14 protein-coding genes and 1 tRNA gene are annotated in these 16,993 nt (G+C 60.6%); 7 read left to right on the top strand and 8 right to left on the bottom strand.

Annotated elements, in window-relative coordinates:
* Positions 1–10 precede the first annotated feature (10 nt).
* The 5 genes from ACFCW2_RS13395 to gmd all read right to left on the bottom strand — a co-directional run bounded on the left by ACFCW2_RS13395 (position 11) and on the right by gmd (position 5,319).
* Positions 11–763 (bottom strand): hypothetical protein, encoded by a 753-nt coding sequence (locus tag ACFCW2_RS13395; protein ID WP_379547105.1) that lies wholly within the window; start codon positions 761–763, stop codon positions 11–13.
* Between the two features lie 34 nt (positions 764–797).
* Complete coding sequence (locus ACFCW2_RS13390; protein ID WP_379547103.1) at positions 798–1,877, bottom strand: glycosyltransferase family 4 protein; 1,080 nt, start codon at positions 1,875–1,877, stop codon at positions 798–800.
* Positions 1,878–2,062: 185 nt separating this feature from the next.
* The gene (locus ACFCW2_RS13385; RefSeq protein WP_379547101.1) at positions 2,063–3,304 is read right to left on the bottom strand and encodes a WcaI family glycosyltransferase; all 1,242 of its coding nucleotides are present in this window, start codon (positions 3,302–3,304) and stop codon (positions 2,063–2,065) included.
* Between the two features lie 3 nt (positions 3,305–3,307).
* Positions 3,308–4,255 carry a GDP-L-fucose synthase gene (gene fcl / locus ACFCW2_RS13380; RefSeq protein ID WP_379547099.1) on the bottom strand — a complete coding sequence of 316 codons (948 nt, stop codon included), beginning with the start codon at positions 4,253–4,255 and terminating at the stop codon, positions 3,308–3,310.
* On the bottom strand, positions 4,255–5,319 hold the full coding sequence (gmd, locus tag ACFCW2_RS13375) for a GDP-mannose 4,6-dehydratase (RefSeq protein ID WP_379547097.1): 1,065 nt from the start codon (positions 5,317–5,319) through the stop codon (positions 4,255–4,257). The genes fcl and gmd overlap by 1 nt, the downstream gene beginning before the upstream one ends.
* A 283-nt stretch (positions 5,320–5,602) precedes the next feature.
* Here gmd and ACFCW2_RS13370 point away from each other — a divergent pair, with 283 nt between their 5' ends.
* Complete coding sequence (locus tag ACFCW2_RS13370; RefSeq protein ID WP_379547095.1) at positions 5,603–6,976, top strand: hypothetical protein; 1,374 nt, start codon at positions 5,603–5,605, stop codon at positions 6,974–6,976.
* A gap of 89 nt (positions 6,977–7,065) precedes the next feature.
* Positions 7,066–7,824 carry an SGNH/GDSL hydrolase family protein gene (locus ACFCW2_RS13365; RefSeq protein ID WP_379547093.1) on the top strand — a complete coding sequence of 253 codons (759 nt, stop codon included), beginning with the start codon at positions 7,066–7,068 and terminating at the stop codon, positions 7,822–7,824.
* 29 nt (positions 7,825–7,853) lie between these two features.
* Here ACFCW2_RS13365 and ACFCW2_RS13360 read toward each other — a convergent pair whose 3' ends face one another.
* Positions 7,854–8,618, bottom strand: coding sequence for a hypothetical protein (locus ACFCW2_RS13360; protein ID WP_379547091.1), 765 nt, complete (start codon positions 8,616–8,618; stop codon positions 7,854–7,856).
* A gap of 254 nt (positions 8,619–8,872) precedes the next feature.
* Here ACFCW2_RS13360 and ACFCW2_RS13355 point away from each other — a divergent pair, with 254 nt between their 5' ends.
* Both ACFCW2_RS13355 and ACFCW2_RS13350 read left to right on the top strand, forming a co-directional pair.
* Complete coding sequence (locus tag ACFCW2_RS13355) at positions 8,873–10,852, top strand: acyltransferase family protein (RefSeq protein WP_379547089.1); 1,980 nt, start codon at positions 8,873–8,875, stop codon at positions 10,850–10,852.
* Positions 10,849–12,186 (top strand): O-antigen ligase family protein, encoded by a 1,338-nt coding sequence (locus ACFCW2_RS13350; protein WP_379547087.1) that lies wholly within the window; start codon positions 10,849–10,851, stop codon positions 12,184–12,186. Before ACFCW2_RS13355 ends, ACFCW2_RS13350 begins: the two co-directional genes overlap by 4 nt.
* On the opposite strand, the gene ACFCW2_RS13345 is transcribed toward ACFCW2_RS13350, so the two are convergent.
* Together ACFCW2_RS13345 and ACFCW2_RS13340 are read right to left on the bottom strand one after the other, a co-directional pair.
* Positions 12,183–13,331, bottom strand: a complete 1,149-nt coding sequence (locus tag ACFCW2_RS13345) for an acyltransferase family protein (protein ID WP_379547085.1) — start codon at positions 13,329–13,331, stop codon at positions 12,183–12,185. The two genes, ACFCW2_RS13350 and ACFCW2_RS13345, sit on opposite strands and share 4 nt — an antisense overlap.
* Before the next feature lie 73 nt (positions 13,332–13,404).
* Positions 13,405–13,481 (bottom strand) — tRNA-Pro (locus tag ACFCW2_RS13340).
* A 113-nt stretch (positions 13,482–13,594) separates the two neighbouring features.
* Between ACFCW2_RS13340 and thyA the strand changes: the two genes are divergently transcribed.
* The 3 genes from thyA to ACFCW2_RS13325 all read left to right on the top strand — a co-directional run bounded on the left by thyA (position 13,595) and on the right by ACFCW2_RS13325 (position 16,990).
* The gene (gene thyA, locus ACFCW2_RS13335; RefSeq protein WP_379547083.1) at positions 13,595–14,542 is read left to right on the top strand and encodes a thymidylate synthase; all 948 of its coding nucleotides are present in this window, start codon (positions 13,595–13,597) and stop codon (positions 14,540–14,542) included.
* A gap of 73 nt (positions 14,543–14,615) precedes the next feature.
* Complete coding sequence (locus ACFCW2_RS13330) at positions 14,616–15,929, top strand: 3-methyl-2-oxobutanoate dehydrogenase (2-methylpropanoyl-transferring) subunit alpha (protein ID WP_379547081.1); 1,314 nt, start codon at positions 14,616–14,618, stop codon at positions 15,927–15,929.
* Positions 15,929–16,990 carry an alpha-ketoacid dehydrogenase subunit beta gene (locus ACFCW2_RS13325; protein WP_379547079.1) on the top strand — a complete coding sequence of 354 codons (1,062 nt, stop codon included), beginning with the start codon at positions 15,929–15,931 and terminating at the stop codon, positions 16,988–16,990. Before ACFCW2_RS13330 ends, ACFCW2_RS13325 begins: the two co-directional genes overlap by 1 nt.
* Positions 16,991–16,993 lie beyond the last annotated feature (3 nt).

The following is a 16,993-nucleotide window of genomic DNA, read 5'->3' as shown; positions in this document are numbered from 1 at the left end:
GCGGCCGCCCTTACGCTTCGGCCCGTTGCATCAGCGCTTCGAACAATTCGCGCGCTTCCGCTTTCGGACCGTCCAGCGCCGGATCTTTGAACGCGGCCTTCATCGCCTGCTTTTGGGTGTCCTTGTCCGCCGTGGGCTGCGCGACGCGCATGGGATTGCGATAGAGTTCGCCCAAGGCGTCGGCGCGTTTTTCGCGCTCCCGCGCCATGCGGGCAAAGACAGCGTCACTCGATTCTTCGCTATGATGGAACGGTTTGAAGTCGGTGCCGAAGCGTTCGTTCATGCGCTCGATCGTGCGCCCGAAATCGGATGTCACTTCGGGGAAGGGAGCCACGATGAAGTCTTCAAGCTCCAGCATTTTGCGATGGAAGAGATTGTACCAGTAATAGGCAACCGGCGGGGTGTAGCGCTTGTCGAACACCGAGAGAGAGAGCGTCGCCTGCACCGGATCGCGCAGCACCAGCATCGCGGGGACACCGTACCGCTGAGCCAGCACGAACTGCCCGGCCGAGTGCACGTGGTTGCCAAGCTTTACGTCATCGCCTTGGGTCAGAAAGAAGGCGTGCGTGGCAAACGTGTTGGATGACCGGGGGAAGCCGTCGATCACAGCATCGTCGCCCGGCCGCGCGACCCGCAGCGATTTCAGCGGTTTCTCCCGCGGCTGCCAATACAGCTTGAGCATGGTGGGCGAAGCGAGTGCATGGCAGCGCGCGAGATCGCGCAAGGGCACTTTGGCTCCGGATGTCGTGTGGTTGTCGGTCACTTTGGCCTCCGGTCGGTGATCGGCTGAGAGTGGTTCATTGCGGGCTCGATTGCGTCACGGCAGCGGAGCCGGACATGCGGACTGCAACTTGGTGGAAATGGGCGGTGATCGCATCGAGATCGCGCTGGTGTGTCTCGGTATGGCGCTGAAATTGGCGATGGGCCTTGGCGCGCGTTCCAGCCGGATCGGCTGCATAGGCGGCAGCAAATTGGAGTGCGACCCCTGCAAAATCGTCGTCATTGGCGGCAACGACGCCGCCTTCCGGACCGACCGTTTCGCCCACACAGCATTGGCCATAGGCTGCAACCGGCACTCCGTAGGAAAGCGCCTCGAGAACCACGATGCCCTGTGTCTCGTTGCGGTAGCGGGTGGGAAACAGAAACAGATCGAGGTCTTTAAAGAATGCGTCCTTGTCGGCGCCATAGACCGGACCGCGATATTCGAACCGCTGGCCCAGTTCCTGCTTCGCCGCTTTGACAGTGCGGGTAGCGAAATCGTCGGAGCAGGGTCCGGCAACGACAAGGCGCGCGTCCATACCGTCAGACAAAGCGCTGCGCAGCGTGTCCACCGCTTCGCCGAGGCCCTTGTCCTCGGTCAGATTGCTCATGTGCCCGAAGGTGAAGGCACCCTGCTGCGGACCCGCATCTGTCTGCTTCTCTACAAAGCCGACATTGCTGAAAGGCAGGGTGCGGGCGATTACCGGATATCGTGCAGCAAGTTCTGCGCCCATGCCGCTGCACTGGGTCAGATGCATGGCATTGGGGCCGGCGGCCTTTGCCATGCCAGCGGCCCATCCAGAGCGCGCCCCGATGTAGCTGTAGGCGTGGTGGTGCAGTGTCAGGGCGCGGCCCCGGATGCGGGCCAAAAGGCACAATAAAAACGTGATGCTCATGCCCAGATTGGCATTGGCGGAGATGTAGATATGCCGCTCGCTTCCGGTCATGATGCGCATCATGGCCGACAGCAGCCGGGTGATGCGGGTCATGCGCCCACCGCTGGCACCTTCGCCAGTGTCGCAGCGCCGCACGTCAAATCCCGCGTCGGCCAGCATTTCAGCCGTGGCGAGGGTCGCCGCCGACTGGCCGTGAACGGGCGGCGGAAACGGCCCGATCATCAACAACGCTGGTTTGGGAGGAGATGCGGGAGAATTCATGCGCGCGGTCGAAGGCTAATCCATGGAATACTGAGCAGGAGCGACCACGTCTGTATTGCGCGCAGTGCTAAGGCCGTCAAAGCGTGTTGGCAAGACTTCATGCTGCATTGCAGCGAATGGGCGTGATATCCGCAGCAAACCCTTGATCACGCGAGCGATGGGCCGGTGCTTGCCACGCTGCGAAGCTGGGCATCGAGCGCGCCGAAGATATTGTCCTTGTTCCACCGCTCGTCCGCGCGCTGCACAGCAGCTAGGGCGCTCGATGTGTAGAGCGCCTCGTCGTCGATCAGTCGCTCCAAGGCGGTGGCGAGGGCATCCGGATCGCCGGGCGGAACCAGCAAGCCGCATCCGTCCACTTCGCGCCCGAGGCCGGTGTCGCGGTCTGCAGTCGCTGCGACAGGGCGGCCGGAGGCGAGCATATTGGTGAGCTTGGAAGGCAGCACCAGATCGGCGGCATCGGCCTTTTGCGGCAAGAGATGCACGGTCGCCAAATTCATCAATTCGTTGAGCCGTTCCATCGGTTGCAGATTGTGGAACTGGATATTGCCAAGTCCGGCTGCCTGCTGTTCCAGCATCGCGCGATTGGGGCCGTTCCCGCAAATGACGAAGGTCAGATCAGTCCGGTCTTCCAGCTTCCGCGCAACATCGACCAGTATGTCGATCCCCTGCTTGTTGGCGATGTTGCCCGAATAAAGCGCCACATGCGGCGTCTGGATGTTCCATTCCTGCCGATAAGCGGAGGGCTCGTCTAACGGGTAAACCTCGCCTCCCTCGACCCAGTTGCGAAACTCGCTGACCCGGTCTTCCGGAACGCCATAGGTGCCAATCTTGCGGCACATCTCGAAACTGATGGAACTGACGTGGTCGAAGCCGGTGACCACCCATTTCTCGAAGGCCTTGGCGAGCCGCGAGACCATGCCGCCTTCGCTGACCAGCCCGGTGGCGAGCGCAGCGCCAACCTCAAAATCCTGAATATGCAGCCAGCTCTTGGCACCGGCCATGCGCGCGGCAATCCGGGCGCTCGCGGCGCCGATGGTGGAGGGCGCGATCGTCATGACCAGATCGGGCTTGTGGCTGCGGGCGGCCCGGATCATCGGCAACAATGCGCTGAGCCCGAAGGTCGCATGATGAATTATGCGCTTGGCCCCGCCCGGGTCGGACGGGACATAATGCGGCACGCGGGTAATCTTTACGCCGTTCTCGACCGATTGCCGCGCGCCGCCACCGCGATATTCCTCGGGCACTTCCCAGTCAGGGTAATAGGGTTTGCCGACGATTGCTTCGATCTGGTGGCCGCGCCGCGCAAGTTCTTCGCACATGCCGGTCGAGTACCGGGCAATGCCGATCTCTTCGGGCGCGTAATTCAGGCCGAGAAACAGGATTCGCATGGCTCAGGCGCCGCGAGCCTCGGCCTTGTTCTCCAGAAACCACTGATATGTGCTGGCGAGGCCATCCTTGAGGCTGATCGCAGGCGTCCACCCCATTGCGCGAAGGCGATCCGCCGCCATCAGCTTGCGCGGCGTGCCGTCGGGCTTGGTCTCATCGCGGACGATTTCGCCCTCAAATCCCACCACTTCGCAAACCAGCTGGGCCAGACCATAGATCGGCAGATCATCACCGGAGCCAATATTGACGTGAATATCGTCGCTATAGGTTTCCAGCAGATGGATGCACGCGCTGGCGCAGTCATCGACATGCAGGAATTCGCGGCGCGGTGTGCCCGTGCCCCAGATGGTGATGTTGGCGTCGCTAGCCTCCTTCGCCTCATGCGCTTTGCGCATCAGGGCCGGGATCACGTGGCTCGACTGGAGATCGAAATTGTCGCCGGGGCCGTAGAGATTGGTCGGCATGCCGGAGATGTAGTCGCGGCCATATTGCTTCCGGTAAGCCTGACACAGCTTGATCCCTGCGATTTTGGCGATCGCATACCATTCATTGGTCGGCTCCAGCGCGCCGGTGAGGAGCGAGTCCTCCTGAATGGGCTGCTCGGCAAATTTGGGATAAATGCAGGACGAGCCAAGGAACAGCAGGCGGTCCACGCCGGCACGGTGGGCTGCCTCGATCAAATTCGTTTCGATAACCAGGTTCTGGTAAAGGAAATCAGCCGGAAAATCGTTGTTGGCGAGAATTCCGCCGACCTTGGCTGCTGCCACCACCACTGCGTCAGGCCTGGCCTGCTCCATCCATGCGAAGACCGCGGCCTGATCTAGCAGATCGAGTTCTTGCCGGGTGGCAGTCAGGACGGTGCAGTCCCGGTCCTTCAATTGCCGTGCGATGGCGCCGCCGACCATCCCGCGATGGCCCGCGACATAAACGGACTTGCCGGTCAGATCGAACATCACGCGTCCTTCTGGATCGGGGCGTCCTGCATGATCTTCATGTCCTCGCGGACCATTTCTGCCGCCAGTTCGCCCACCGATGTGGTGTGTTTCCAGCCGAGCTTCTCATGCGCTTTGGACGGATCGCCGATCAGCAGGTCGACCTCGGTCGGGCGGAAATAGCGCGGGTCGACTTCGACCAGCAGACGGCCATCCTCTGCATCATAGCCTTTTTCATCCACGCCTTCGCCTTCCCAGCGAATGGTCACTCCGGTTTCGGCAAAAGCCATATCCACGAAGTGGCGCACTGTGACGGTTTCGCCGGTGGCCAGCACGTAATCGTCAGGCGTATCCTGCTGCAGCATGCGCCACATGCCTTCGACATATTCGCGTGCATGGCCCCAGTCGCGCTTGGCATCCAGGTTGCCCAGATAAAGCTTTTTCTGGCGGCCCAGTTTGATTGCCGACACAGCGCGGGTGATCTTGCGGGTCACGAAGGTTTCGCCGCGCAGCGGGCTTTCGTGGTTGAACAGAATGCCGTTGGAGGCGTGCATCCCGTAGGCCTCACGGTAGTTCACCGTGATCCAGTAGCCATACAGCTTGGCCACGCCGTAGGGGCTGCGGGGATAGAACGGGGTTGTCTCGCTCTGCGGGACTTCCTGCACCAGACCGTACAGCTCGCTGGTCGATGCCTGATAGAAGCGGGTTTTGTCTTCCATCTTCAGGATGCGGATCGCCTCGAGCAGACGCAGCGTGCCGATGGCATCGGCATTGGCGGTGTATTCCGGCGTTTCGAAGCTGACGGCAACGTGGCTTTGCGCAGCGAGGTTGTAGACCTCGTCGGGCTGCGTTTCCTGAATGATGCGGATCAGGTTCGTCGAATCCGTCAGGTCGCCATAATGCAGGTGGAAGCGTTGGTCTTCCTCGTGCGGGTCCTGATAGATGTCCTCGATCCGTCCGGTGTTGAAGGACGAAGAGCGGCGCTTTACGCCGTGGACGTCATATCCCTTGTCCAGCAGCAGCTGAGACAGATACGCACCATCCTGACCGGTCACGCCGGTGATAAGAGCCGATTTTCTAGTCACTGTAATTCCCGTTTTGACTTAACCCGACCCCGAAAGCGCATTAGCGCCGTAAAACGCAAATACAACCGCCCGTTGGAGTGATCATTCACGCTGTCGCCATTTGGGGCGGGCTATCGTAGTTTCTGGCGCTTAACCGTGCGCCGCTTGCGATGAGACGTTTGAGAGGATCCCGGTGACGCATACGATGCCAACATTTCGCGGCCCCAGCTGCATAGGCAGGCGCGGCTTTCTGGGCATGATGGCACTGCCGATTGCCTTTCCGTCTGTGTTATCGGGTTGCGCCATGGCGAAAGAAGTCGGTCCCCCGCAGGTTCCCCACGTGACCCCCGAAATGTTCGGATGGACGCCCGAAACCGATCCTGTCGAAACCGCGTCGATTATCAATATCGCTCTGGCTCAGGCGGTCGAGCGCGGGGTGCCGTTCTTCGACAATGCGGTGCGGCGGGTGGCAGGGACCATCCGTCTGGGCGGCAAAGTCGTGATGGAGTTCGGGACCAAACATCGCTGGATTGCCGACTACAGCAATCTGTCACGTTTTGCGGTGGTTGAAGAGAATCTGGCTGCGGGCGTCACGGTCGATCCGCGCCATGTGTTTGTCGATACCGCCAACGCGCGCGGGTCAATCCTGCGCGGGCCGATGCGGCTGACGGGCGCACGGATATCCGATATGACCATGGCCAGCCGGAGGGCAATTCCGTCTTCTCTGGTCGCGCTGACCGCCAGCAACGCGAACCCGTCGGCAGAAGTCTCTATCGAATCGCTCACTATCGAAGGGTTTGGTTTCGGATTCTACCAGGGGAGCCAGCGCGAACCGGGGCGCAATCTGCTCCCCTATACTCGCTTGCGGGTCGGAACGGCGGTGTTCCGTTTCTGCGGCATGGCGATCGAGACCGGCGAATGGGGCAATGGTCTGGACGATGCGACATTCGATATCCTGCGGATCAGCCGCTGCGGTGACGCCGCTCTGCTTCGCGGAACGGATTTGAATGCCGCTTCGCTTTTCTACTACGGACTGCGACCTGCCGAGGATGCTGAGGCGGGAACGGTCAATCTGCAGAGCGGGTCCAATGTTGCGATCCTGCGCGGTTTCACGGCCGAGCCTGGCATGGTTCTGGCCGTCCATCCCGGCCGCGATCGCCCGGGCTTTGTGGCCGAAATCGAACAATTGGACGGTGACCGGGCCATTCTGTCGCACAGGGCAACGCAGGACTACTCCGGCGCTTTCCTGATCGATCCGCCTTCACTGATTGCCCAGAATACCGCGATCAACGTGATGCATTACTACATCGAAGGTATCCATGATCTGCCATTGGCTTTGCGCAGTCGGTCCAAAGCGACAATTCAGGATCTGAAGATCAGCCGTGGCAGCTTCGGCGCGCGGGGCGGAGCGCCGGTTTCGGTCATGGGACGGCAGGTGAGTGTCGATCTCAATCTCAATCCGCGCTCGGTCGAAAACCCGATGGTTGCCGGCATGGTCGGCTTGTTGACGGCCAATGCGGAGGTCGCCGGGCGCATTGTCTCGGGCGCACGGCTCGGCGCGGAAAATGCCGCGGTGCTCGATACCCGTCCGATCAATGTCGGGCGCGGGCGCCCCAGTTCGGCGATACAGGGCTATTACGTGGATACTGCAGGGACCTTGCCGATCGTTGAGATGTGAGGATGTCCCCTTACGGTGGCGTGTAAGCGCGCGGGGAAAATTGTGAGCGCCCCTATGCATGACCCGCTGCATATGGAATGCACGCATGCATGAACGCGAAAACAATCACCATCGCGCTGGTCCTTCTCGTGATACTGGCTGGCGGTGCTGTCATGAGCAGCGACCGCGCGACCGCGTTTCTCGGGATAGGTACCAAGCCGTCCGAACGTGCTGATCGCATTTCAGCCGGGCCGGCGGTAGAGTTGAAAGATCTTTCGGAGGCCAGCGGCGTCGCCCGGTTTGGCAGGCTTTTTGTGGTTGGCGACAGCTATTCGGTGTCCAAATCGTGGCGTGCCTCGCTCGAAAAGAACCTGCCGGGTGTTGAGGTCGTCTATAGTTCCCGGGGCGGGAGCAGCCTGGCCGATCAGGTCGAGTTGGTGAAAGAACGCAATCGCCTTACTGGCTGGCCGCTGCTTATCATGGATGGCGGTCTGACGGACCGATATCCAGTGGACGAAATCCGGGCCATGGTCGGAGCGCAGCAGCCGCAATGCGACATGTGGTTCTACGTCGAACCCGTGCGGCGCCAATATGACAATGCGAAGGCGCAGAAGGGCCGAAACCGCCAGCACGAGCGTCTTGTTTCGGAATTACAGTCGGGTTTTCCCGATCATCTTATCGAGTGGATTTCGGAACTGTCGCAAGAAGGGGACGGTTCGGTTCAGGATGCTGTGGATCTGGAAAATATGGTGGTCCCGCGCTCCCTGAGGAAAGACAAGGTCCATCTCAACGACAAGGGCTACGAGATTCTCGGCACGATTGTGGCCCGAGAACTCATGTCCACACGATTGGCCAATTCCTGCGCGTGAGGCGATTGTTCCACTAGTGGTTGACCGCGTCAGCACCCCTCGTCGAGCTGGCTCGACTTGATCTCGCGGGCGATAATCCCGGCCAGCAGTCCGTAGCCGCGCTCGTTGAGGTGCACCATGTCCTTGCGCAAGGAATCGGGCATCAGGCCATCCTGAATGGCGAACTTGTCATTCTGAGTTCCGTCAGCCTGCGCTGCGACTTCCTCATTCCACTGGATGAGATGGCCGGGATACTCGGTTTCGAAATGTGTCGTCAGCCGGTCGATAACCCGCATCCGGCGTTGCTGGACCCGCTTGTTAGGATAGGCGCGGCGCACAGGCTCGACGTAAAACCACAGATTGCAATGCGCATTCTGGAAATCGACGATCTTGGCGATCTGGTCCTGGGGATCAAAATCGGTCAGGCCGCCATCAAGGATCAGCAGCGGCCATCCTTTCGTCTCGGGGTTTTGCTGCAGGCGCTCATATTGTTGCGCCAGCGAGCTTCCCCCACGCGAATCATATGTGATGTCGAGATTGGGGAACTGCTGTTCGAATGCGGCACGGAATGGCGGGGCTACCGAATAGCTGTCCCCGAGGACCAGCAATTTGCCGTAGGATTCGACCCCATTTGCGGGTGCTTCGATTTGCGTGGCATGGCCGACACCCACAGATAAGGGGGCTTGTTCGCCGGTGTCAGTAGCCTGCGAAGTAACGCGTGTGCCGGATGAGCCGGCAACGCGATCGCATCCGGCCAGAGTGAGCGAGGACACGGCGATGGCCGCGAGCGAAGTCAGGGCGAGTTGCATGATCATGCTTATTCCTTGGCATTATGCCTGTGACAAGGGGCTGAATGGGTCTGGCGAGTATCGTTCAGGTCCAATCGGGTGCCGTGCTGGGACTGTTGTGTTTCGAAGGTCGCAAGATCGCTGCCCGAGGTTCACTGATATCGTCGATCCGGCTCGTTACCTTGGCTTGTCTTGCGCCAGCCTCCTGCCTATGCATCCGCCGGGTCGCTTCCATAGCTGGTCTCGTGCCTGCTTCATCTTTCACGCACGGATCGTCTGGAATGATACCGAAGCTACTATCCGATAATGCTCCCGGCGCGGGAAAGCCGCATGGCTATCGCCGTGATATTGACGGGCTGCGCGCAATTGCCGTCCTGTCGGTGGTGGCGTTTCATTTCGGCGAGCACTTCATGCCCGGCGGTTATCTGGGCGTGGACGTGTTTTTTGTCCTGTCTGGATATCTCATTACCGGCATTATCGTGCGCGAGGCGGGCGAGGGGCGTTTCAGCATCGCCCGTTTCTACGAGCGGCGAATCAGGCGGATTGCGCCTGCCTTGCTGTTTGCGCTGACTGCGACGACTGGCTTTGCTGCGCTGATCCTGCTGCCGCTTGACCTGGAGGGGTATGGCGAGAGCCTGATTGCTTCGCTGGCGTTCGTGGCGAATATCTATTTCTGGCGCGACGGGAATTATTTCGCGCAAGGCAGCGAGACGAAGCCGCTTCTGCATATCTGGTCGCTTGGGGTGGAGGAGCAGTTCTACATCTTCTTCCCGCTGCTGGTCATGTTGCTGGCAAGCCGGAAGGGGTGGCTGTTCGCGACTGTTGTCGGGACCGTTGCGGCATCATTTGTGCTCAATGTCTGGTCGCTGCGCGCAGGCTATGCCTCTCCTGCCTTCTATCTGCTCCCGACTCGCGCATGGGAATTGGGGGCAGGGGCACTGCTCGTCTTCCTGCCCAAGCCGGCGATTGCGCGCGGCACGGCAGAGGCGCTGATGGCGATTTCCTATGTTATGCTCATCGCAGCAATCATAGCCGCGCCGCTTTGGGTACCGCATCCGATACCGACAGCATTGCCTGCCGTATTCGCCACTGCGCTGCTGATCTGGGTCGGCAGTGCGGGAACGCCGACGGCTCTGTCCGGCCCGCTGAAAACCGCGCCGATGGTGGGCGTCGGCCTGATCAGCTACTCGCTGTATCTGTGGCATTGGCCGGTGATCGTGCTCGCGAAATATTATCTGGTCGATGCGCCGGGGCCGCTCATGATCCTCGCGCTGCTGGCCGCCATGTTCTTGGCGGCATGGGCGAGTTGGCGCTTTGTCGAGAAGCCATTCCGCTCGAAAGATTTTCCGGTTCGCAAGCTCTATTGGATTACGGGTGGCTGGGCGCTCGCGCTCGCGCTGGCGGGATTGGCTTTCGTCCAATCCGGTGGCTTTCCATCCCGGCTTCCGCAATCGGTTGCCCAGTTGAATGCAGCAATCGGCTCGCATTACCGGTGCTCTCTGGCTGACACGAAGGTGTATGCTGGCGTCCGCTCCTGCTGGTTCGGCGAAGGCGATCCGGCAACAGCCGACACGGTCCTGCTCGGCAACAGCCATGCCCAGATGTACGCACCGATCCTGCGCGACCAGGCCGAGACCCGCGGCGAGAATTTGCTGATGATCCCGGCCAATGGCTGCGCTCCGCTCACCGGTATCAATATCCGGCCCGGCTGCATCGCGGTGGCCGAGGCCAATATTGAAGCCGCTGCCAAGCATCCGGAAGCCGACACGGTAATGATCGCATTCGCCTGGCACATTGCGGAAGATTTGGTTGATCCCTCGGGCGAAGCGCCCGCCGATCCGGCGCAGGCCCTGATCGCGGGTCTGGACCGGACAATCGATACGCTGCGTGCCGAGGGGAAACAGGTTGTGGTCGTCGGGCCAATTGCCGTGCCGGATTACGAGCTGCCTTCGGTGGTTAGCCGGGCCAACGCATTCGGGCGCGACAACCCCTATCCCATCGAGCGCGCGGAAAGCGATTTCCTGAGCGAGTTTGCTCCTTATCTGGACCACTTCCGCGCGCGCGGCGATATCAAGCTGCTTGAACCCCACCGCGTGCAGTGTCAGGACGGCGTGTGCCGTTATATGGCGGACGGCAAGAGTCTGTTTGCCGACAAAACGCATATCTCGCGGGATGGGCTGGAAGTATTTGCTCCGGTTTTCGACCCGGAGAACAGCGTTGCCCGGGGACGTACACTGTCTGAGAAAGAGGACGCGCAGTGACTTGGACGGATTATCTTGATCGGCGCATCCTTCCCTATCTGGGGCTGATATTCGGGTTGTTTGCGACAACTCCACTGGTTTGGGTTCGACTGTTCGGCACCTCCATCGCTCCGTACCATGTTTTCGCGCTGGGGCTGATTATGGCGGTGGCCATCACTCCGGGCGCGATCGATACGCTGCAAAGGCTCATCAAGAGCGGTAAGCTGATTTGGGCCGCATGCGGATTGCTGGCGGTCGCGATGATGATCAGCTTCGCGGGCGCGACGATCATTTTCGAGCCCTTCTTTTTCGCGAAATATGTCGCGTTCGTAGCCACTGCGCTCGCTACTGGGATGCTCTTCTTCATCACCATTCGCAGGGGCGGATTTCCGGTTGTCGCTCTTATGCCAGCGGTGGCCGGCGTGATCTTCGTCGCCTTTATTTCGGTCCAGTTTTCTCTTGCGAGCATCGACCCGATTGAGGTTTTGACCCTGGCGATCGCGCGGGTCGATCCAAATATCGTGATGAACCAGCTGTTCCGCGCCGCCTTTGCTGCCAGCAATGATGATGTGCTTTTCCGATCGAACCTGAAACAGTCGCTAAGTTTCGCCTTCATCGTGATGATACCGATTGGCCTGCTTGCTCTTTCCTACGCCAAATTTGCCAACAATGCGGTGAAAGCAATTGCGCTGACGGGGATTGGTTTCGCGGTCGTGATGACAATCGCTCCGTTCAGCCGGGCAGCTTGGCTCGCACTCTTTTTGATCGGCCTCTGCTACGCGATTTCCTACGTCCGCACGGCTGTCGGTCTGTCGATTTTTGCAGGCATACTGGGGCTCGGTATTCCGATGCTTTTTGTTCTCGGAGGCAATTCCAGCCTGTTCCAGTTAATCGAAGCACGGCTGACCGCGAGCGACTCCCTCGACGCGCGAGTCTTTACTGCGGAGGAGCATTGGCAGGCGATAGGCGAATCGCCGTTTTTGGGGCGGAGCGAAATTGTCGAGGGCTGGGCGCATAACGTCATTATCGATGCATGGTCGGCATTCGGCATCCTCGGCATGGTTGCGGCGCTGCTGTTTTTCCTTGCCATGCTAGGGATGGCCATAAAGGCTCTCATTTTGACCCTCAGCGCTCCTCTCGGCCAGCGTAAGGTCCACGCCACAATCGCTGCGCTTCTCTGCCCGGCTCTTGTGCGCATGGTCACAGCGCCCAATGTGACCATCGATTTCCCGGTGTGGGTCGGGCTGGGCATGGCGCTGGCGCTAGCAGCAGACGCTTGGGGCGAAGCGACAACTGGCGATCATTTGCGCGCGAGCTCTCCACAGCCGAGAGGCCGCCCCGCTTTTCAGGTCTAAGCCCGGAACGGAAGCAGCTTGTCGAGGCCGCGCGTCCAGTCAGCCCAGTCACGGGGCGCGACCAGTTGGTTGAGCGCCTCGCGTGATTGAATAAGCCATGCCACCGCAACAGAAAGCGCCATGGTTGCGACAAATGTAGCGATCCCGGCGACCTGACGGCTTGCGCCTTCGAGTTCGGGATCAACCTGAAATGCCACAGCGCGCAAACCGACAAAAATGATCTGATGGACCAAATAGATGAGCAGCGAAGCCTGCCCGAGCCATTGGAGCCAACGCGCCTCGCCCATTGCTCCAGCGGCGAACACGACCGTCGCCGCAGCGCTCATCGCGAGCCCTGCATGGGCCAATAGAAGGTCCGGGGAACGTATATCGTAGAAATCGAAAGAGGCGAGGACGAGTGCGGACCCGCGCGAAACCGAGTAGGCGTAGAGCAACCCGCAAACAGCCGCCGAAAGAACGGCGTAGAGAGCAAAAGTTGCAGTGCCCGGGTCGGCGCGCAGCGCACGAGTAACCAGATAGGCGAATACGAGACCGGGGCCGATCGCATAGAGCGCGATGGGTATGCCGAAGGGCAGCCATTGCTTGACGGCATCCGGAATAAGCCCAGCGAAGAGAAATCCCGCTATAGCTACCAATCCCAGCATCATCGGTCGGACGGTCTCGTGGAATTGATCGATTGCCCAGCGGATCAAGACCAGTCCCATCAGGGCGGGGAGGAACCAAAAAAGCCTCGCCCCAGAAGCCTGGTCGAGAAGCGCTGCTGAACCGATCAACACGGCTACCGCCCATTCCGAAAACCGGTCAAGCAGTCCTGCGGTGGTCCCGCCCAGAACCACCATGGCGGCCCAGGTCATGGTAAAAAATATGATGAATGGAACATAATATCGCACAAAGCGCGTGGTCAGGAACCCGGGCTTGTCGCTTCGGAAAGGCATCACCAGCGCAAGAAGCAAGAAGGCGAAAACGTGCCAGTTATAAAAGAACCCGCGCAGATCGGGCCACGATTGGGTGACCAAGGTGTTGTGGGCGAAGACGATCAGCACGATCAAAATGCCCTTCGCCCTGTCGAGGGTGGCGAAGAAGCGCTGGGTCGCAGAATTGTCGGACTTTACAGCCATTTTCTCTCCTCGACCCGGCTGCGTCATTAGCACGCACAACGCATTCGCCAAGCCGTGCTGGAGAACAGCGTCTCTTAATGGGATGGAAAAGGCGTTAAATTGGTCGGGGAGAGAGGATTCGAACCTCCGGCCCCTGCCTCCCGAAGACAGTGCTCTACCAGGCTGAGCTACTCCCCGACCGTGTCGGTCCCGTTTCGCCCTGAGGCTCTACGGGTCGAGGCAAGGCGCGTGCCTATAGGTGGGCGCGCGCGGGGTGGCAAGCGGGCATTTACCCGCTAAAGCTGACGGCAATGGAAAACGCCCCGGTACCTCACCCCGAACAGCAATATCTGGACCTGATGCAGCGCATCTGGAGCACTGGCGACGAACGGGTCGACCGCACCGGGATCGGCACGCGCTCCATCTTCGGCACGCAGCTGCGGTTCGATCTGGCAGGCGGCGCTATGCCGCTGCTGACGACCAAGCGGGTCTACTGGAAAACCGCGACGCGCGAGATGCTGTGGTTCCTGACCGGCGAAACCAATATTCGCCCCCTTGTGCTGCAAGGGGTGAAAATCTGGAACGAGTGGCCGCATGCCCGCTATGTGCAGGAAACGGGCGAGGACATTGCGCTCGACGATTTCGTGCAGCGGATTGCCGAGGACGAAGGCTTCGCGGCACGCTGGGGCGATCTCGGGCCGGTATACGGCAAACAGTGGGTCGACTGGCCAACCTATCGCTATCGCAAGGATGGCCTTTTCGAAGCTGGCGAGGGCATCAATCAGGTCGCGGAAGTGGTCCAGTCATTGAAAGCCAGCCCGGGCAGCCGCCGCCACATTATCGAAGGCTGGAATGTAGCCGAGCTGGACCGGATGGCCCTGCCGCCGTGCCACAAGACCTACCAGTTCCACGTCGCGGGGGAGGGTGCGGATGCGCGGCTCAATTGCCTGCTCTACCAGCGCAGCTGCGATGTCGCGCTGGGGCTGCCCTTCAATCTATGGTCAGCCGCGCTGCTGACGCGGATGATGGCGCAGCAGACCGGCCTGAAGCCGGGCGAGCTGGTCTGGATGGGCGGCGACACGCATCTCTATCTCAATCACGAGCATCTGATCGAGGAACAGCTGGCGCGCGAGCCGAATGGCACGCCCACGCTGGGAATAGTGCGAAAGCCCGAAACAATATTCGACTACAAAATCGAGGATTTCGTTGTCCATGATTACGCACCGCAGGCCCCGATCAAGGCCCCTGTTGCGGTGTGATCGGGAACGCTTGACCCCCTTGAAACGCTACCATAGGCGACGCCCCTGAAGCCTTCGCTGGGAGAGCAAGCCAATGGCCGGACCAACCGATACATCCTCGACTGGCGACAACCGCCCGGCGTTGTCGCTGCACGTGCCTGAGCCGAATTTCCGGCCGGGTGACAAGGTCGATTACAGCCATCTGAATATTCCCGAAGCGGGGGAACAATTCCGGCCTGACGAAGCCTGCGCCGCGCTCGATACCGCGCCGCTGGCGCATGATCTGATCCGTGTGCTGGGCGATGACGACAAGGCGCACGGGCCCTGGGATCCGAAGCTTGATGCCGACACTTTGCGCGAGATGCTCGGGCATTTTGCCATGGTCCGCGCCTTCGATGAGCGCATGTTCCGCGGCCAAAGACAGGGCAAGACCAGCTTCTACATGAAGTGCACGGGCGAGGAAGCGACCAGCATTTCGACCGCCATGGCGCTCGCCAGCGACGATATGGTCTTCCCCAGCTATCGCCAGCAGGGCGTGCTGATCGCGCGCGGCTATCCGCTCATCGAGATGATCAACCAGATTTACTCGAATAAGGGTGACAAGCTGAAGGGCCGCCAGCTGCCGATCATGTATTCGAGCCGAGAGCACAGCTTCTTCAGCATCTCCGGCAATCTGGCCACGCAGACTCCGCAGGCTGTGGGCTGGGCGATGGCGAGCGCTATCAAGGGCGATAGCCGGGTCGCCGCCACATGGGTGGGCGAGGGCAGTACCGCAGAGGGTGATTTCCACTCCGCCTGCACATTCGCCACCGTCTATAATGCGCCGGTGATCCTGAACGTGGTCAACAACCAATGGGCCATTTCCAGCTTCAGTGGCTTTGCCGGGGGCGAGCGGACGACGTTCGCCGCGCGCGGCCTGGGCTATGGTCTTGCCAGCCTGCGGGTGGACGGCAACGATCCGCTGGCATGCTACGCTGCGGAGAAATGGGCCGCTGACCGCGCACGGGCCAATGCGGGTCCGACGCTGATCGAGTTCTTCACCTACCGCGCGGAGGGGCACTCCACCTCCGATGATCCGAGCGGCTATCGCAGCGCCGAGGAGCGCGAGGAATGGCCGCTGGGTGATCCGATCAATCGCCTCAAAAAGCACCTGATCGCATTGGGCGAATGGGACGAGGAACGGCAAACTGCGCTCGATGTGGAATGCGTTGAGCTGGTCAAGAAGACCACCAAGGAAGCCGAGAAGAACGGCATTCTGGGCCACGGTCTGCACCATCCCTTCCGCACGATGTTCGAAGATGTTTTCGAGGAACTGCCCTGGCATCTCAAAGAGCAGGCCGAGCAGGCGATCCACGAGCGGGAGACCAAGTTTCCTGAAGGGCTCCCGGCGAAGGGAGTGCAGAGCTGATGGGCGAGACCATGACCAAGGACGCCGCCGCGCCTGAAGCAGGCACCGAGCGCCGCCTCAACATGATCGAAGCGATTAACGAAGCGCTCGATGTGATGATGACGCGCGACCCCGACACGGTCGTGTTTGGCGAAGACGTCGGCTATTTCGGCGGGGTATTCCGCTGCACAGCTGGCCTGCAGGAAAAGCACGGCAAATCGCGCGTATTCGACACGCCGATCAACGAATGCGGCATTATCGGTGTGGCGGTGGGCATGGGCGCATATGGCCTTCGCCCAATCCCCGAGATCCAGTTTGCCGACTACATCTATCCAGGCCTCGACCAGCTGATCAGCGAGGCCGCGCGCCTTCGCTATCGCTCGGCTGGCGAATACATTGCTCCGATGACTGTGCGCAGCCCGTTTGGGGGCGGCATCTTTGGCGGCCAGACCCACAGCCAGAGCCCGGAATCGCTCTTCACCCATGTAGCGGGCCTGAAGACCGTCATCCCGGCCACGCCCTATGACGCGAAGGGCCTGCTGATCAGCGCGATCGAGGACAATGATCCGGTGATCTTCTTCGAGCCGAAGCGGATCTACAATGGCCCCTTCAGCGGGTATTACGACAAGCCGGTGGAGCCGTGGAAGCGGCACAAGGACAGCGTGGTGCCCGAGGGGTATTACAAGGTCCCGCTGGGCAAAGCGCGCCGGGTGACCGAGGGCGAGCAGATGACCGTGCTGGCTTACGGCACCATGGTGCATGTGGCGCAGGCGGTGTGCGAGGCGAAGGGTGTCGAGGCCGACATTCTTGATCTGCGCACCATGGTCCCGCTCGATATCGAAGCCATTGAAGCATCGGTTAAGCGCACTGGCCGCTGCATGATCGTGCACGAGGCCACGCGCACATCGGGCTTCGGCGCGGAATTGTCGGCGCTGGTGCAGGAGCGCTGCTTCTACCATCTGGAAGCCCCGATCGAGCGCGTGACCGGCTTCGATACACCCTATCCCCACAGCCTCGAATGGGCCTATTTCCCCGGGCCCGTGCGCCTTGGCGAGGCCATCGACCGGCTTTTGAAGGACTGATCC

This window comes from Qipengyuania algicola, assembly GCF_042492175.1.
Lineage (GTDB): Bacteria > Pseudomonadota > Alphaproteobacteria > Sphingomonadales > Sphingomonadaceae > CAJXSN01.
Note: the sequence above shows the minus strand (reverse complement) of the source record. Positions and strands in the feature narration are given on the sequence as shown.

Excerpts from the sequence above, each read along its gene's own strand:
- ACFCW2_RS13390 (WP_379547103.1), bottom strand. The coding sequence starts at position 1,877 with ATGATCGGGCCGTTTCCGCCGCCCGTTCACGGCCAGTCGGCGGCGACC.
- ACFCW2_RS13385 (WP_379547101.1), bottom strand. The coding sequence starts at position 3,304 with ATGCGAATCCTGTTTCTCGGCCTGAATTACGCGCCCGAAGAGATCGGC.
- fcl (WP_379547099.1), bottom strand. The coding sequence starts at position 4,255 with ATGTTCGATCTGACCGGCAAGTCCGTTTATGTCGCGGGCCATCGCGGG.
- ACFCW2_RS13370 (WP_379547095.1), top strand. The coding sequence starts at position 5,603 with ATGGCGAAAGAAGTCGGTCCCCCGCAGGTTCCCCACGTGACCCCCGAA.
- ACFCW2_RS13365 (WP_379547093.1), top strand. The coding sequence starts at position 7,066 with ATGAACGCGAAAACAATCACCATCGCGCTGGTCCTTCTCGTGATACTG.
- ACFCW2_RS13360 (WP_379547091.1), bottom strand. The coding sequence starts at position 8,618 with ATGATCATGCAACTCGCCCTGACTTCGCTCGCGGCCATCGCCGTGTCC.
- ACFCW2_RS13355 (WP_379547089.1), top strand. The coding sequence starts at position 8,873 with ATGATACCGAAGCTACTATCCGATAATGCTCCCGGCGCGGGAAAGCCG.
- ACFCW2_RS13345 (WP_379547085.1), bottom strand. The coding sequence starts at position 13,331 with ATGACGCAGCCGGGTCGAGGAGAGAAAATGGCTGTAAAGTCCGACAAT.
- thyA (WP_379547083.1), top strand. The coding sequence starts at position 13,595 with ATGGAAAACGCCCCGGTACCTCACCCCGAACAGCAATATCTGGACCTG.
- ACFCW2_RS13330 (WP_379547081.1), top strand. The coding sequence starts at position 14,616 with ATGGCCGGACCAACCGATACATCCTCGACTGGCGACAACCGCCCGGCG.
- ACFCW2_RS13325 (WP_379547079.1), top strand. The coding sequence starts at position 15,929 with ATGGGCGAGACCATGACCAAGGACGCCGCCGCGCCTGAAGCAGGCACC.